Raw genomic sequence first — 16,654 nt, 5'->3', positions numbered from 1 at the left:
CCGTTGCGTTACCCAGCTCCCGCCGCGATCGGGAATCCCAGCCCAATGAACGTCCTGCAGCCGACGAGAACCATGGACCACCACCGTACGGCATCCCCCCTCCTGCCGGAACACCCCTCCCACGAGCCCGACGCGGCGCTGGGCAAGCTGCTGGGCGACTTCACCGCGCTGGCCGGGCAACTGTGCGAGACGCCGATGGTGATGGTGTCCCAGCTGCACGGGCATTTCGCGCCGCCGGCGCCGGGCGCCGATGCGACGGCCGCGGCCTATGCGCCCGCGCGGCGTCAGTGGTGGCGCTTTCCCGGGCAAAGCGGGGTCCTGCGCAGCAACACCGACTTCAACCTGTGCGAAGCCGCGGCCGGCTGCGCCGACGACGTCACCGAGATCGCCGACCTGGCCGGCCACACGGGATTTTCCGGCTCCCCCATGGTGGCCGGGGTGCCGCACGCGCGCTTCTACGCGGCCGCCACCTTCGGCGATACCGGCGACGGCTTCCTGGGCACGCTGTGCGTGCTGGACCGCCAGGCGCGCCGGCTCACGCCCGCGCAGCGCGCGGCCCTGCCGCTGCTGGCGCGCAACCTGGCCGAACGGCTGTGCATGCAGCGTGAAATCGGCCGCCTGCAGCAGCAGGTGCTGACCGACGGCCTGACGGGCGTGGGCAACCGGCGCGCCTTCGACCAGCGCCTGCACGAGGAATGGACGCGCCACCTGCGCGGCGGCGCGCCGCTGTCGCTGCTGATGATCGACGTCAACCGTTTCAAGCATTACAACGATACCCACGGCCATCCGGCCGGCGACCGCATTCTGGTGAAGCTGGGCCAGGTGCTGAGCATGCCGCTGCGCGGCAGCGATTTCGTGGCGCGCCTGGGCGGGGATGAGTTTGCCGTGATCCTGCCGGGCACGCCCGAGGCCAGCGCCGGCATGGTGGCCGATCGCATCCACGCGGTCATGGACAGCACGCAGTGGCCGCACCAGCGCATCACGCTGTCGATCGGCATCGCCAGCATTTCGCCGGCGGAGAATTGCGACTTCAGCGTCTTGCTGCAGCGGGCCGACCAGGCCATGTATTGCTGCAAGCGGCGCGGCTAGGCACAAAGGCGCCTACGCCTTTCGCTGCTATGCCGGCGCCGCAAGCGTGCGCTGCACCAGGGGCAGCTGCAGCACCATGCGCGTGCCGCCGGGCGACGGCTGCCACTCGATGCGCGCGCCGATGGCCTCGGCGCGGCGCATCTGGTTGCGCAAGCCCTTGCCGCCCTGCGCCAGCCCTTGTTCCAGTGAAAATCCCGGGCCGTTGTCCTCGACCGCCACGCTCACGCCGTCATGCGTGACGGCGGTGGACACCGCGATCTCGGTGGCCGAGGTGTGCTTGATGATGTTGGCGAAGGCTTCCTGCAGGATGCGCAGGATGTGCAGCGCGTGGCGCGGATCCAGCCAGGGCAGCGCCGGCACCGTCTCCACCTTCCAGGCCAGGCGGATGCCCGCCGCCTCCAGCCGCGGCCCGAGGCGAAAGCGCAGCGTCGCCAGCAACAGCAGCAGGTCGGCGTCGACCGGCTCCAGCGAGTCGATCGCCAGCTTCAGGTCGTCGATGCAGGAGCTCAGGATCTGCGCCACCTCGCGCTCGTCGAGCCGGCCGCGCTCGACCATGCGCAAGGCGCCGATCAGCGACAGGCCCAGCACGTCGTGCATGTCCTGCATCATGCGCTGGCGCTCCATGCTGAGGGTGCGCGCCTTCTCCACCTCGCGCAGCTTCTCGTAGCTCTCGGCCAGCTCCTGCTCGCGCTGGCGCAGGCGCACTTCAAGAGTCTCTTTGCTGCGCTCGGTCTCGGCCACGGCGTTGACGTAGCGCCGGAACAGAATGTAGGTGATGACCACGAACATCACCATCGCCGCATAAGGCGTCAGGTAGAAGCCTTCGATGTTGAACTGGTACTTCACCTTGAACCAGTCATAGGTGCCGAAGCTCAAGCTGACCACCATCCAGCCGCCCAGCAGGCGCGCCTCGTAGGAGCGGCTTTGCCAGCCGTCCCACATGTTGCGTACCGTCATGACCGCGCCCAGCAGGATCGGCACCACGTACAGCAGCGGCTTGACCAGCACCAGCCCCGGCTGCAGCGCCGACAGCGGCAGCGTGGCCAGCGTCATCAGGCCGGCGAAGCCGACCGTGATGCGGTTGAACCAGCGGTGGTCGCGCCCGTGCAGCAGGCGCGCGAAGTATTGCAGCGCCACGATCTGCCAGTTCAGCGCGTTGTAGGTGAGCCAGCCGAACCACTGGTCGGAGATGGTCAGCTGCTCCAGCCCGGCGTAGATGTGCCAGCGGCGCACCACGGTGCAGACCGCGATCACGAACACCAGGAAATAGATGGGCTCGCGCCGGCGCACCAGCCACACGCCGAAGGAAAACAGGCCGACCGCCAGGAAGGCCGCGCTCATCATGAACGGCAGCTGGTACTCCAGCCATTCGCGGCCGGCGTAGCGGCCGTAGATCTCGCGCTCCGGCCCGGCGTACAGGGAGGTGATCGCGCCGGCGGCGCCGGGGAAGGTGTCCAGCCGCACCAGCAGCGTTTTGGGCAAGGGCGCCTCGGCGGTCTCGCGCAAGGGGATCACCAGCGCCGGATGGCGAAAATGGTTCCACGCCGGCGAGCCCTGGGAGCGGTACAGCAGCTGGCCGTCGCCATACACGGCCAGCTGGCCCGCGGCCTGCCAGCGCAGCAGGTGCAATGCGACCGGCCCGGGCGCGGCGGCCACGCCGGCCAGCGAAATGCGGTACCAGGTGGTGGCCATCGCGCCGGGCTTGAGCGGCCCGCCGGCGGAGCGCTCCGGCGTGCCCTGGTCGAACTTGTCGGGCAGCGCGACCTCCCGCCACGGCCCGGCCAGCGACGCCGGATCGAAGGACGATAACGGCGGCTGGTAGCCGGAAGGCGGCGTGACCATCACGTCGGCGCGCACCAGGTGCGTCACTTGCGCATGCGCCAGCCCCGTGCACAGCAGCAGCCAGCAGGAACAGAGGAAGGTGCGCAGCGCGCCCGCGGCTCCCATGCGCTACTCCCGGATCAGGCCGCGGTTGCGCGCCTCGAAGATGGCCTCGGCCTTGGAGTGCACCTCCAGCTTGGCGTAGATGCGTCGCACGAAGGTCAGCACGGTGTGGCGCGAGATCTGCATCAGGCCGGCGATCTCCTCGGCGGTGAAGCCGCGCGTGATGTACTCCAGCACCTCGGTTTCGCGCGCGGACAAGCCGGTCGTGGCCGCCGCCGCGGTGCTCACCGCGGGCGCTGGCTCCGCCGGCTGCGGCTTGCCGCGAAAGCGCATCAGCACCTGGCGCGCGATCAGCGGGCTGATCGGGCTGCCGCCGCCGTGCAGGCTGCGGATCTCGTCGACGATGCGCGCCGGCGCGCTATCCTTGAGCAGGTAGCCGGAGGCGCCGGCCTCCAGCGAACACATCACGTGCGCCTCGTCGCCGAAGGTGGTGCAGACCATGGAATGGCAGGCCGGGTAGCGCGCGTGCGCGGCGCGGATGAGGTCGATGCCGGAGCCGTCGGGCAAGCCGATGTCCACCAGCAGCACGTCGGGCGCGCCATGCTCCAGCGCCGCCAGGCCCTGGGCCAGCGTGCCGGACATGCTGACCAGCTGCATGTCGGCGGCCTGGGCGATGGCGTCCTGGAAGGCCTGTTGGAAGTAGGCGTCGTCCTCGACGAGCGCGACTTTGATCAGCGGACTGGAAGGAGATGCCTGCATGGAGATGTTCGCAAATGCCGCTGCGCCCCCTGCGCGCGGCGTGCCGCTCAAAGCGGCTGGCGAGCATCTTGCCATAAATCGGCGGCGCCGACGGGGCGCGCCGGTTCGCCATGTCGAGACGAACCGGATCGCCGCCTTGACGCTCCCGAGCGCAACGGCGTCAGCTCACCGCCACGCCCTCCAGCGCCGCCGCCAGCACGCGCGCCACATGCACCGCCTCGCGCCCGGCGCCGTCATGGATCTGGTGGCGGCAGCTGGTGCCATCGGCCACCACCAGCACATCCTCGCCGGCCTTGCGCACCGCCGGCAGCAGCGACAGTTCGGCCATCGCCATCGAGGCCTCATAGTGCTCGGCCTCGTAGCCGAAGCTGCCGGCCATGCCGCAGCAGGACGACTCCACCACCTCCACCTGCGCGCCGGGGATCCATTGCAGCACCGCCGGCACCGGTTTGAAGGCGTCGAAGGCCTTCTGGTGGCAATGCCCGTGCAGCAGGATCCTTGCCGCCGGCAGCGGTTTGAGCGCCAGCGCCATGCGCCCCGCCCGGCGCTCGGCCAGCAGGAACTCCTCGAACAGGAAGGACGCGTCGGCCAGTTGCCGGGCCTCCTCGCCGTAACCGTAGCCGAGGAACTCGTCGCGCAGCGACAGCAGGCAGGACGGCTCCAGCCCGACCACCGCCACCCCGCGCCGCACATACGGCAGCAGCGCGTCCAGCGTGCGCCGCGCCTCGGCCTTGGCGTCGTCGACCATGCCCGCGGCCAGGTAGGTGCGTCCGCAGCACAGCGGCCGCTGGCCCGGCAAGGTATTGAAGTGCACGCGGTAGCCCGCGGCTTCCAGCACGCGCTGCGCGGCGCGCGCGTTCTCCGGCTCCATGTGGTTGTTGAAGGTGTCGACGAACAGCAGCACCTCGCCGGCGTCGCCCGGCTGCGCCGCCGGCCGCGCACCGTCGAGGAAGGCGCTATGGAAGCGCGGCAGCGAGCGCTGCGCCGCCAGCCCCAGCCAGCCCTTGACCCAGCCCGACAGCAGCGGAATGCGTTCGGCCAGCGCCAGCGCGCCGCCGATGCGGCCGGCCAGCGGCGCATAGGCCGGCATGCGCGCGATCAGCCGCTCGCGCAGGCCCACGCCGTGGCGCGCGCTCCAGGCGGCGCGCGCCTCGATCTTGATCCTGGCCATGTCGACGCCGGTCGGGCAGTCGCGCTTGCAGCCCTTGCAGGACACGCACAGGTCCAGCACCTCCTTGACCTCGGGACTGGCCAGCCCGGCCTCGCCCAGCTGGCCCGACATCGCCAGGCGCAGGGTGTTGGCGCGCCCGCGGGTGACGTGCTTCTCGTCGCGCGTGACGCGGTAGCTCGGGCACATGGTGCCGGCGTCGAACTTGCGGCAGTGGCCGTTGTTGTTGCACATCTCGACCAGCTTGGCCAGGCCGCCGCTGCGGTCGCCGCCACTGCCGGGCGCGCCCTGCTCGCCGCTCAGCGGGTCGCGCACGACGTTCCAGGCCGACCAGTCCAGCACCGGGCTATGCGGCAGCTCGCGGTAGCCGGGCGCGAAGCGGAAGTTGGCGGCGTCGTCCATCTTCGGCGGGCGCACGATCTTGTCGGGGTTGAAGCGGTTGTCGGGATCGAACAGCTGCTTGATCTCGGCGAAGGCGGCGTTGATGCGCGGGCCGTACTGCCACGCCACCCATTCGCCGCGGCACAGTCCGTCGCCATGCTCGCCGGAGTAGGCGCCCTTGTACTTGCGCACCAGCGCCGCGGCGGCGTCGGCGATCTCGCGCATGTCCTTGGCGCCGCCGCGCCGCATGTCGAGGATGGGCCGCACGTGCAGCGTGCCCACGCTGGCGTGCGCGTACCAGGTGCCTTCGGTGCCGTACTTGTGGAACACCTCGGTGAGCTGGCTGGTGTACTCGGCCAGGTGCTCCAGCGGCACCGCGCAATCTTCGATGAAGGACACCGGCTTGCCGTCGCCCTTCATGCTCATCATGATGTTCAGGCCCGCCTTGCGCACTTCCCACAACGCCTTCTGCTCGGCCGCGCCCGGCATCTCCACCACCGACCCGGGCAGGCCCAGGTCGCCCATCAGTTCGACCAGGCGCTTCAGCTTGTCCACCTGCGTGGCCTGCTCCTCGCCGGAGAACTCCACCAGCAGGATCGCATCGGGACTGCCGCGCAGCGCCTTCCCGATCACCGGCCTGAAGGCCGGGTTGCCCATGGACAGCTCGATCATGGTGCGGTCCACCAGCTCCACCGCGCTCGGCCCCAGCTTGACGATGTGCTGGGTCATGTCCATGGCCTGGTAGAAGGTCGGGAAATTGACCACGCCCAGCGTCTTGTGCGCCGGCAGCGGCTGCAGCCGCAAGGTGATGCGCCGGCTGTAGGCCAGCGTGCCCTCGGAGCCGACCAGGATATGCGCCAGGTTGGCCACGCCGTCGTCGGTGTAGGCGCGCGGGTTCTGGCAGTCGAACAGGTCGATGTTGTAGCCGGCCACGCGGCGCAGCACCTTGGGCACGCGCTCGGCGATCTCGTTGCGCTCGCGCCGCGCGATCGATTGCAGGTCGCGCACGATGCCGCCGATGCGGCCCTGCTCCGGCATATCCGGCAGGCGCGTGAAGCGGCCTTCGCCGCCGTCGGCCAGGATGGCGTCGATGGCCTGCACGTTGTGCACCATGTTGCCGTATTCGATCGAGCGCGAGCCGCAGGAGTTGTTGCCGGCCATGCCGCCGATGGTGCACTGGGCGGCGGTCGACACGTCCACCGGGAACCACAGACCGTGCGGCTTGAGCCAGGCGTTGAGGTGGTCCAGCACCATGCCCGGCTCCACCGTGACGCTCATCCCGGCCGGATCGAAGTCGACCACGCGGTTGAGGTATTTGCTGTTGTCGATCACCAGCGCCTCGCCGACCGTCTGGCCGCACTGGCTGGTGCCGGCGCCGCGCGCCAGCACCGGCATGCGATGCTGGCGCGCGATGTCCAGCGCCAGCGCGAGGTCGTCCTGGTCGCGCGGCACGGCCACGCCCAGCGGCGTGATCTGGTAGATGGAAGCGTCGGTGGCGTAGCGGCCGCGGTCGGCCAGGCCGAACATCGCCTCGCCGCGCAGCTCGCGCTGCAGCTGCGCGGCGAAGGGGCTGAGGCTGGCGGAACGGCGGGCGCCCGGCGGCACGAGATGGATGGGCTTGACCAGCATGAGAGGATCCTGTCGCAAGAAGATGGGTTCGGTTCAGCTCAGTTCGAAATGGATGGGCGGCAGGCCGCTGATCTGGCCGATCACCAGGCCCGGCTCGCGCGGGAAGAACATCCCGGTGTAGGAGCCGGTGGTGACCACCGTGCCGGCCGGAATCGCGATGCCGTGCTCGCTGCAATGGTTGACCAGCCAGCCCAGCAGCCGGCGCGGGTCGCCGGCGGGATTGCTCCCCTGCCCCTTGAAGACGTCGGCGCCGTTGAAGGTCAGGTGCGCCTGCGGACGCCGGAAGTCGAAGCCCTCGTGGTAGTCGGCCAGTTCGCCCGTGACCAGCGCGCCGTGGTTCTGCAGGTCGGCCAGCTGGCACAGCCTGGGCACATCGGGCCAGCCGGCCAGGCGGCTGGAAACGATCTCGATCGAAGCGCCGACGGCGGAGATGGACTCCATCACTTCTTCTTCCGGGACCGGCGTGCTGCGCGGGGTGAAGGCCCAGTCGAAGCAGAACATGATCTCCAGCTCCAGGCCCAGCACCGGAAAGGCGCCGCGCGCGATGGCCGACGAGGTCGGGTGAAGGCAGGACAGCGGCAGGGGCGCGCCCTGGATGGGGCCGTCTTCCGACTTGGCGCCCACCTTCCAGCCGCCTATGCCCGAACGGCTGCGCTGCAGGAAGGCCAGTTGCGCCTGGTAGGCGTCCTCCGTGCTGGCCGGCTCCAGCCCCGGCGGCACGGTGGTCTGCAGGGCGACGCCGGCATGGGTCGCGCCCAGGAGATGGCCCAGTTCCTCGGGGGCCGAAATCAAGGTCGTCATGAAATCCTCAACAAAGAATGAAAGGCGGATGCCGCGCGGCATCCGCCGTCCACATCAGGCGCGGGCCTTGATGGGGTTGTCGTTGGTGGCCGGCGCGGCGGTCTCGAACTTGCTGTCGGGCTGCATGCGGAAGGCCAGCACCACGCCCAGCGCCATCAGCAGCATGCTGCCGAGGAAGGGCATCTCCCAGTTGCCGGTGCGGTCGATCAGGTAGCCGGAGAGCACCGGCGAGATGATCGCGGCCAGCGCCGAGCCGCTGTTCATCATGCCGCTGGCGGTGCCGGAGTATTCCGGCGCGATGTCCATCGGGATCGCCCACATCGGGCCGATGGTCATCTCGGCGAAGAAGAAGCCGGCGCTCAGGCTCAGGATGGACACGGTCAGGTTGTGCGTAAACATCAGCGGCAGCAGCGACAGCAGGGTCAGCAACATGCACACCGACACCATGTGGCTGCGGGCGCGCTTGAGGTTGCCGCTGCGCCTGAGGATGCGGTCGCTGACGATGCCGCCCAGGGTGTCGCCCACCACGCCTGCGAAGAACACGCTGGAGGCGAACAGCGCCGATTTCTTCAGATCCAGGTCATAGCTGTGCAGGAAGTATTGCGGGATCCAGCTCAGGAACAGCCACAGGGTCCAGCCGTAGCAGAAGTAGACGATGGTGACCGGCATCATGCGCTTGAACAGCGGCCCCCAGGGAATCTGCAGGTTCTTCTTCTTGGCCGGCGGCAGCGCGGCCAGCTCGTCGGGAGTGATGCGCGGGTGGCGCGCCGGATCCTCGGTGAACACGAAGCACCACACCACCACCCACAGCAGGCTGAAGGCGCCGAAGATGTAGAAGGATTCGCGCCAGCCGTGCGCGGCCATGATGAACACCACCGCGGCCGGCGCCACGGCGTTGCCGATGCGGGCGAAGGCATGGGTGATGCCCTGGGCGAAGCCGCGCTTGTCTTTCGAGACCCAGCGCGACATCGCGGTGGTCGCCGCCGGGAAGGTGGCGCCCTCGCCCAAACCCAGCAACAGGCGCGCCAGCAGGAGCGAGACCAGGCCGCCGGCGAAACCGGTCAGGATGGTGGCCACCGCCCACAGCAGGCCGCACCAGATCAGCGTGCGGCGCGCGCCGAACTTGTCGCTGACCCAGCCGCCGATGATCTGGAACACCAGGTAGGGATAGGCGAAGGCGGAAAACACCAGGCCGATCTCGGTCTTGGAAAGGTCGAACTCCTTGGCGAAACCGGCCGCCGCGGTGCTGACGTTGACCCGGTCCAGATAGGTGATGAAGTACATCATGCACAGCATGAACAGCACGACCGTGGTCGCGCGCAAACGCAGGTATTTCATTTGTGTCTCCTGTATGCCGGTGCGCTGCGCATTGCCTGCGCCGGATTCCTCTGCGGGATGTTGGGGCGCCGCCGGTCTTGGTTATGTAGTGCGTGGCCGGCGCGGGAAGCATCCCGCGCCGGCGTCCATTTCCTCCGTCTTGCTTGTGTCGTCTTCGCTTTGCTTTGCTGCCTGGCCGGCCCTCGCGCGGCCGCTCAGGCGACCTTCAGCTCGACCTGCTTCTTGGTCGAGGTCAGCCGCTCCATCGCCGCCTGCACGCCGCTGCCGGCCAGCTTGACGCCGGCCAGCTTCAGGCCCATCTCGCAGCCGGCCAGGGTGGCCATCAGGGTCAGGTCGTTGGCCTCGCCCAGGTGGCCGATGCGGAACATCTTTCCTTTCATCTTGCCCAGCCCGGTGCCCAGCGACATGTCGAAGTTCTCGTAGATGGTCTTGCGGATGGCGTCGGCGTCGAAGCCGGCCGGCGTCATCACGCCGGTCAGCACCGGCGAATACACCGCCGGGTCGGCGCACTGGATTTCCAGGCCCCAGGCCGTCACCGCCTGGCGGCAGGCGCCGGCCAGCCGCTCGTGGCGCGCGAAGACGTTGTCCAGGCCTTCGCCCAGGATCATCTCCAGCGCCTCGGACAGGCCGTACAGCAGGTTGGTGTTGGGGGTGTAGGGCCAGTAGCCGCTGGCGTTCATCTCGATGATCTCGGTCCAGCCCCAGAAGGACTTGGGCAAGGTCGAGCGCCGGCTGGCTTCGATGGCTTTCTTCGACACCGCGTTGAAGCTGATGCCCGGCGGCAGCATCAGGCCCTTCTGCGAACCGGAGACGGTGACGTCCACGCCCCATTCGTCATGGCGGTAGTCGGCCGAGGCCAGGCCGGAGATGGTGTCCACCAGCAGCAGCGCCGGGTGGCCGGCGGCGTCGATGGCGCGGCGCACCGAGGCGATGTCGGAGGTCACGCCGGTCGAGGTCTCGTTGTGCACCACGCACACCGCCTTGATCTGGTGGCCGCCGTCCTGGCGCAGGCGCTGCTCGATCATGTCGGCCTGCACGCCGCGGCGCCAGCCCTCGATGCCGGGCAGGCCGAGGAATTCGGGTTTCAGGCCCAGCGCCTCGGCCATCTTCTTCCACAGCGTGGCGAAATGGCCGGTCTCGAACATCAGCACATGGTCGCCGGCGCTCAGGGTATTGGACAGCGCCGCTTCCCAGGCGCCGGTGCCGGAGGCCGGGTAGATCACCACCGGCTGCTCGGTCTTGAAGATCTTCTTGATGCCGGCCAGCACCTGCAGGCCCAGCGCGCCGAATTCCGGGCCGCGGTGGTCGATGGTGGGATAGCTCATGGCCCGCAGGATACGGTCCGGCACCGGGCTGGGACCCGGAATCTGCAGGAAATGGCGGCCGGCGGGATGAAAGTCCAGTTTCAGCATTTACTCCTCCTTGAAAAGCCTTCTATTGAATTTTGTATTTTGCATTCAAAATACTTTAGCAGCACAATCCCGGGAAGGCAAAGCTCTTTTTGATCCCGACAGTCGGTACTCCGGATATTGGAAGAAGGACGAGCAGATACTGTCAGTTAGGAACAAAAACGTGCAATTATTTAACTGATGCGCGGAGTTTCTTTCATCCGGCGAGGCTCGCGGGCGCTGCCGGCAGGCGCGCGGCGATGATAGAATGGGCAGGAAAAGCAGGACAGGAAAGCAAGAAAAGAGGATTTTGCATGCAAAACATCAGAAGCGAAGCCAGCCAACCCGGCGCCGGGGAAGCGCTTCCGGGCGTCCCCAAGCTGGAGCGCCAGCGGCTGCACGACACGGTGGTGGAACACCTGCGCAACCTGATCGTGGAGGCCGTGCTGCAGCCCGGCACCAAGCTCAACGAGCGCGAGCTGTGCGAGACCCTGGGCATTTCGCGCACGCCGCTGCGCGAGGCGCTGAAGGTGCTGGCCGCCGAAGGCCTGATCGAGATCTCGCCCAACCGCGGCGCCTCGGTGTCGAAGATGTCGGAAACCGAGATCTGGGAAACCTTCGAACTCATGAGCGGGCTGGAAGCGATGGCCGGCGAGCTGGCCTGCGAGCGCATCACGCCGGTGGAGCTGGCCGAGATCAAGGCGCTGCACTACGCCATGCTGGCCTGCAAGGCGCAGGGCGACCTGTCCGGCTATTACAGCCGCAACCAGACCATCCACAACAAGATCAACGAAGCCGCACGCAACTCGGTGCTCACGCAGACCTACCTCGGGCTGAACCGTCGCCTGCAGGCGCTGCGCTTCAAGTCCAACTACAAACCCGAGAAATGGGACAGCGCCGCCCACGACCACGACGAGATGGTCAAGGCGCTGGAGTCGCGCGACGGCAAGAAGCTGGCGGCGGTGCTGCGCCAGCACTTGCTGGACAAGCGCGACGCGGTGATGAACATGCCGGGCACGGCGGACTGAGCGTCCATGCAACCAACGAAGAAGGCGGGCCGCATGGCCCGCCTTTTTCATTCCGGCCTCAGAAGCGGTACTTCACGCCGATGGTCACCGCGTAGTTCTTGTTGTCCATGCCGGCGGCATCGCCCCCGTAGTAGTTCACCGCGCCGGTGCTGGCGTTGCGCTCCAGCGTCGGGCCGCGGCCCTGCATGAACTTGTTCCATGACACCTCCGCATACAGCTTGGCGTTGGGCGTCAGATAGTAGCCCGCATCCAGGTTGACGCCGTAGTAGCGCGAGTTGCGCGAGCTCTCGGTGAAGTCCAGCGTGCGCAGGTGGTGGGTGTCGTGGTCGTCGATGGCCACCCAGGGGCTGAACTTGAAGAGCGCGTTGAATTCCCAGTCCTGTTCGCGATAGCGCCCGGCCACGCCCACATAGGGCAGGCGGAAGGTCTGGCGATAGCTGATGCCGGGCTGGCCGGCCGGGAAGCTGCCGGTCCGCGCGCCGTTCCAGTAGGAGAAGTCGCCGCCGTAGGCGGTCCAGTTGAAGAAATTCTGCTGATAGCCGGCCACCACGCCCAGCTTCCATGTCGGTCGCTGCAACAGCCAGGCGGTGGCCGAGAGGTCGATCTCGTAGGCCGAGTGCAGCCGCGTGTCGGGGCTGTAGGAGCGGTGGCTCCACTGGCTCTGGCCGGGCACCATCCAGTCGAAGTCATGCATGGAGTTGTCGCCGCCGGTGATCGCGGTCCAGCCGCGCAGGCCCAAGGTCAGCGTGGAATTGGGCGAATAGGTGACACCCGCCTTGAGGATGGGCACGTTGCTGGCCTTCCAGTCGAGCCGGCTGAGGGTGCTGCCGTCGTCGCGGTAGACGTATTCGCGCGATTCGGCCTGCATGCGGCCCAGGCCGATTTCCAGCGTCGGGCCTTCGGCGCCGCCCTGCTTTACCAGGGTGGCCGTTTCGGCGGCGGCGCCGAAGGACAGTCCCGCCAGTACGCATGCTGCGATTGCATTTCTCATTTCGTTTCCCCTTGTCGTTTGTCTGAGACGGCGTCGCTCGTGGCGTCGTCGTACCGTTCGGCGCCGCGCCGACGGATGTCGTCGGCCGGCATGGACAGAGTGCGCGCAAGGGGTTGCAGCCGGATTTCAGGATGTCATCCGGATATTTCAATTGCAACAACGGGGGCCGCGCGGGCGGAGGGCATGACGAAAAAAAGCCCGCTTGCGCGGGCTTTCCTTGTTGCTGGTACGACGGCGGGCCGATCAGCGCTTCAGTTGCGACAGGTCGCGCACGGCGCCGCGGTCGGCCGAGGTGGTCAGCGCGGCGTAGGCCTGCAGCGCCTGCGACACCACGCGTTCGCGGTTGCCCGGCTGCCAGGCCTTGTCGCCCAGCGCTTCCATGGCGGCGCGGCGGCGGGCCAGGTCGTCGCCGGAGATGCGCAGGTTGATGGTGCGGTTGGGGATGTCGATGTCGATCATGTCACCCTCTTCCACCAGGCCGATGGCGCCGCCTTCGGCCGCTTCCGGCGAAGCGTGGCCGATCACCAGGCCCGAGGAGCCGCCGGAGAAGCGGCCGTCGGTGAACAGCGCGCAGGCCTTGCCCAGGCCCTTGGACTTGATGTACGAGGTCGGGTACAGCATTTCCTGCATGCCGGGGCCGCCCTTGGGGCCTTCGTAACGCACGATCACCACGTCGCCGGCCTTGACCTTGTCGCCCAGGATGCCTTCCACCGCCGCGTCCTGGCTCTCGAACACGCGCGCGGTGCCGGAGAACTTGAGGATGCTTTCATCCACGCCGGCGGTCTTCACGATGCAGCCCTTCTCGGCGATGTTGCCGTACAGGACCGCCAGGCCGCCGTCCTTGGAATAGGCGTGCTCGAGGTCGCGGATGCAACCGTTGGCGCGGTCCAGGTCGCTGGTCTCGAAACGCTCTTCCTGCGAGAACGCGGTTTGCGTGGGCACGCCGCCGGGCGCCGCGCGGAACAGCTTGTGCACGGCCGGGTCGCTGGAGACGCGGATGTCGTATTTCTCGATCGCCTCGCCCAGGGTCTTGCTGTGCACGGTCGGGCGCGAGGTGTCGAGCAGGCCGGCGCGGGCCAGCTCGCCCAGGATGGCGATGATGCCGCCGGCGCGGTGCACGTCTTCGATGTGGTACTTGTTGGTCATCGGCGCGACCTTGCACAGGCAGGGCACGTTGCGCGAGATGCGGTCGATGTCGGCCATGGTGAATTCCACCTTGGCTTCATGCGCGGCGGCCAGCAGGTGCAGCACGGTGTTGGTGGAGCCGCCCATGGACACGTCCAGGGTCATGGCGTTTTCCCAGGTTTCCTTGGTGGCGATGTTGCGCGGCAGGATGGAGTAGTCGTCCTGCTCGTAGTGGCGCTTGGCCAGCGCCACGATCTCGCGGCCGGCGCGCAGGAACAACTCCTTGCGGTCGGCGTGGGTGGCCAGGATGGTGCCGTTGCCCGGCAGCGACAGGCCCAGCACTTCGGTCAGGCAGTTCATCGAGTTGGCGGTGAACATGCCCGAGCAGGAACCGCAGGTCGGACAGGCCGAGCGTTCCACCTCTGCCACGTCGGCGTCGGAGATGTTCTTGTCGCCGGCCTGGATCATGGCGTCGACCAGGTCCAGCTTGATGACCTTCTTGTCGGCGTTGACGGTCTTGACGACCTTGCCGGCCTCCATCGGGCCGCCGGAGACGAAGATCACGGGGATGTTCAGGCGCATCGCGGCCATCAGCATGCCCGGGGTGATCTTGTCGCAGTTGGAGATGCACACCATGGCGTCGGCGCAGTGGGCGTTGACCATGTATTCCACCGAGTCGGCGATCAGGTCGCGCGAGGGCAGCGAGTACAGCATGCCGTCGTGGCCCATGGCGATGCCGTCATCGACGGCGATGGTGTTGAATTCCTTGGCCACGCCACCGGCCGCTTCGATCTCGCGCGCCACCAGCTGTCCCAGGTCCTTCAGGTGCACGTGACCGGGCACGAACTGGGTGAAGGAGTTGACCACGGCGATGATGGGCTTGGTGAAGTCACCATCCTTCATGCCGGTGGCGCGCCACAGGGCGCGCGCGCCGGCCATGTTGCGGCCTTGGGTGGTGGTATAGGAACGGTAGGCGGGCATGTGGGTGTCTCCTCAGAGCTGCGTGTGCTGAAAAAGGGAGCACAAGAGTGCCGCCTCGGTCACGATTTGTCCAATATATAATTCTATCGTCTTTAATTCGCATTGGATATTAATCGGCGATCCCTGCGCCTGCGCGCCGGTCGCCCATGCCGCCGCCGAGGGCCGCCGCTGCGGCGCTGTCGGGCGAGGCCGCGTTTGAGTGCGGCGACGACGCTGCTATCATCCCCGCATCCATCAGAGGGGAATCGCTATGCAGCGCTGGACAATTTCGGTCGACGACGACCTGGCGGAAGAGTTCGACAAATTCGTCGCCGGCAAGGGCTATTCGAACCGTTCCGAGGCCTTCCGCGACCTGGTGCGCAAGGAGCTGGGCCAGTCCGATGTCGACGACGGCAAGGCCAAGTGGTGCGTGGCCACGGTCAGCTACATCTACGACCACCACGAGCGCATGCTGGCCAATCGCCTGACCCAGCTGCAGCACGATCACCACGACGTCGCCGCGGCCTCCCAGCACGTCCACCTCGACCACGACAACTGCCTCGAAACGGTGATCCTCAAGGGCCGCATCGACGAGGTGCGCGCCTGCGCCGACGCCATCATTTCGCAGACCGGCGTCCGGCACGGCAACGTGCACATCGTGCCGGTGGAGATGAAGAAGGAAAAATACGTGCGCGCCGCCCACGGGCACGGCCACGTGCACCTGCATCCCAAGAGCTGAAGCGGCCCCGGGCGCGCCCCGGCGGGCCGCCTTGTACATTCGTGCTCGCGGCCGGCGCGGCCCGGTACGGTTTTGTCCCATACAGGCGGCAGGCGCCGCCGCTATATTCCCGTGGTTTTTTGCCGGCAGGCAAAGCCCGATCCGATCCACCTCCACGGGAATGCACATGAAAAAATCCCCCCTCCTCCCGGCCGTGCTCGGCATGGCCGCCGCCCTCCCCCTGGCAGCGCAGGCGCAACAGGACAGCAGCGTCACCGTCTATGGCGTCATCGACATGAGCCTGGCCTATACCAGCAAGGCCGCGCCGGGCAACCACAGCCGCCTGAGCCTGGACTCCGGCGACCAGATGGCCTCGCGCATCGGCTTTCGCGGCAAGGAAGACCTGGGCGGCGGCCTGTCGGCCATCTTCCAGTTCGAGACCGGCTTCAGCGCCGACGACGGCGGCATGGCCACGCCCGGCACGCTGTTCGACCGCAAGTCGGTGGTCGGCCTCTCCGGCCACGCCGGCACGCTGACGCTGGGCCGCCAGACCGACTCCCTGGAAGACATCGGCACCCGCTATACCTCGTTCCAGATCTTCGGCGGCGGCGGCGTGCGCGCCGGGCACTTCAACAGCCTGGACCGCATCACCGGCGCGCGCACCAGCAACTCCCTGCGCTTCGATACGGCCAGCTACGGCGGCGTCACCGGCAGCCTGTTCTATGGCATGGGCGAAGTGGCCGGCAACAATGCGGCCGGACGCGCGGTCGGCGTCGGCGCCAACTACGCCGGCGGCGCATTCGGCCTCGGCGGCGCCTACTACCAGAGCAAGCTGGCGGCCGACGCCCTGCCCGCGCGCGCCGGCGACACCGACCTGAAGACCTTCACGCTGGGCGCCAGCTACCAGGCCGGGCCGGCCAAGCTGTTCGCCGCCTGGTCGCAGACGCGCCGTCCGCTGCAGGCGCCGCTGGCAGCCACGGGCCTGGTGAACATCACCAGCGCCACACGCGCCAACATCATCGACATCGGCGTGGACTACGCCCACGATGCCAGGCTGCACCTGCTGGCCAGCGTGATCCACGACCGCACCGACATCGCCCGTGCCGGCGCCGGCGCCACGCGCGCGCGCACCACGCAGCTCAACCTGGGCGTGGACTACCTCCTCTCCAAACGCACCGACGTCTATGCCGTGCTCAGCCGGCAAAACGCCGGCGAAGTGAACAATCCCGGCGTAATCGGCGCCGCCTATGCGGTGGCGCCGACCGACGACAGCGCGCAGAACGTGCTGCGCATGGGATTGCGGCACAAGTTCTGAGGCGTGTGAAAATACGGAACGCCGCCCGCGCCACCGGCGGCGTTGCGGCCGCACCCTGCCTCATCCGCCCCACGCCACCC

Annotated in this window: 12 protein-coding genes; 4 read left to right on the top strand and 8 right to left on the bottom strand. The window is 67.9% G+C overall.

What is annotated here, in order from left to right:
• Positions 1 to 72: 72 nt before the first annotated feature.
• Entirely contained in the window at positions 73 to 1,089 is a 1,017-nt protein-coding gene (locus CEJ42_RS20150; RefSeq protein WP_158522569.1) for a GGDEF domain-containing protein, read from the top strand.
• A 27-nt stretch (positions 1,090 to 1,116) separates the two neighbouring features.
• Here the strand turns inward: CEJ42_RS20150 and CEJ42_RS20145 are convergent, their stop codons facing one another.
• The 6 genes from CEJ42_RS20145 to CEJ42_RS20120 form a co-directional block, all read right to left on the bottom strand.
• Positions 1,117 to 3,036, bottom strand: coding sequence for a sensor histidine kinase (locus CEJ42_RS20145; protein WP_088752306.1), 1,920 nt, complete (start codon positions 3,034 to 3,036; stop codon positions 1,117 to 1,119).
• A gap of 3 nt (positions 3,037 to 3,039) precedes the next feature.
• On the bottom strand, positions 3,040 to 3,732 hold the full coding sequence (locus tag CEJ42_RS20140) for a response regulator transcription factor (protein WP_088752305.1): 693 nt from the start codon (positions 3,730 to 3,732) through the stop codon (positions 3,040 to 3,042).
• A 160-nt stretch (positions 3,733 to 3,892) separates the two neighbouring features.
• A complete protein-coding gene (locus tag CEJ42_RS20135) occupies positions 3,893 to 6,910 on the bottom strand; it encodes an FAD-binding and (Fe-S)-binding domain-containing protein (protein ID WP_088752304.1) in 3,018 nt (1,005 codons plus the stop codon).
• A 33-nt stretch (positions 6,911 to 6,943) separates the two neighbouring features.
• A complete protein-coding gene (locus CEJ42_RS20130; RefSeq protein ID WP_079216894.1) occupies positions 6,944 to 7,711 on the bottom strand; it encodes a 2-keto-4-pentenoate hydratase in 768 nt (255 codons plus the stop codon).
• 54 nt (positions 7,712 to 7,765) lie between these two features.
• Positions 7,766 to 9,049 (bottom strand): MFS transporter, encoded by a 1,284-nt coding sequence (locus CEJ42_RS20125; protein WP_088752303.1) that lies wholly within the window; start codon positions 9,047 to 9,049, stop codon positions 7,766 to 7,768.
• Between the two features lie 194 nt (positions 9,050 to 9,243).
• Entirely contained in the window at positions 9,244 to 10,461 is a 1,218-nt protein-coding gene (locus tag CEJ42_RS20120) for a pyridoxal-phosphate-dependent aminotransferase family protein (RefSeq protein ID WP_088752302.1), read from the bottom strand.
• 290 nt (positions 10,462 to 10,751) lie between these two features.
• Here CEJ42_RS20120 and CEJ42_RS20115 point away from each other — a divergent pair, with 290 nt between their 5' ends.
• Positions 10,752 to 11,465, top strand: coding sequence for a GntR family transcriptional regulator (locus CEJ42_RS20115; protein WP_079216897.1), 714 nt, complete (start codon positions 10,752 to 10,754; stop codon positions 11,463 to 11,465).
• Positions 11,466 to 11,523: 58 nt separating this feature from the next.
• Here the strand turns inward: CEJ42_RS20115 and CEJ42_RS20110 are convergent, their stop codons facing one another.
• The gene (locus CEJ42_RS20110) at positions 11,524 to 12,456 is read right to left on the bottom strand and encodes an omptin family outer membrane protease (protein ID WP_088752301.1); all 933 of its coding nucleotides are present in this window, start codon (positions 12,454 to 12,456) and stop codon (positions 11,524 to 11,526) included.
• 243 nt (positions 12,457 to 12,699) lie between these two features.
• Positions 12,700 to 14,562: a dihydroxy-acid dehydratase gene (gene ilvD / locus CEJ42_RS20105; RefSeq protein WP_088752300.1), complete on the bottom strand. Its 1,863-nt coding sequence runs from the start codon at positions 14,560 to 14,562 to the stop codon at positions 12,700 to 12,702.
• Between the two features lie 250 nt (positions 14,563 to 14,812).
• Between ilvD and nikR the strand changes: the two genes are divergently transcribed.
• Both nikR and CEJ42_RS20095 read left to right on the top strand, forming a co-directional pair.
• The gene (gene nikR, locus CEJ42_RS20100) at positions 14,813 to 15,280 is read left to right on the top strand and encodes a nickel-responsive transcriptional regulator NikR (protein ID WP_088752299.1); all 468 of its coding nucleotides are present in this window, start codon (positions 14,813 to 14,815) and stop codon (positions 15,278 to 15,280) included.
• 166 nt (positions 15,281 to 15,446) lie between these two features.
• Positions 15,447 to 16,574 carry a porin gene (locus tag CEJ42_RS20095; RefSeq protein WP_088752352.1) on the top strand — a complete coding sequence of 376 codons (1,128 nt, stop codon included), beginning with the start codon at positions 15,447 to 15,449 and terminating at the stop codon, positions 16,572 to 16,574.
• Positions 16,575 to 16,654: the final 80 nt, after the last annotated feature.

Source organism: Herbaspirillum robiniae (assembly GCF_002213415.1).
GTDB classification, from domain to species: domain Bacteria; phylum Pseudomonadota; class Gammaproteobacteria; order Burkholderiales; family Burkholderiaceae_D; genus Herbaspirillum; species Herbaspirillum robiniae.
Note: the sequence above shows the minus strand (reverse complement) of the source record. Positions and strands in the feature narration are given on the sequence as shown.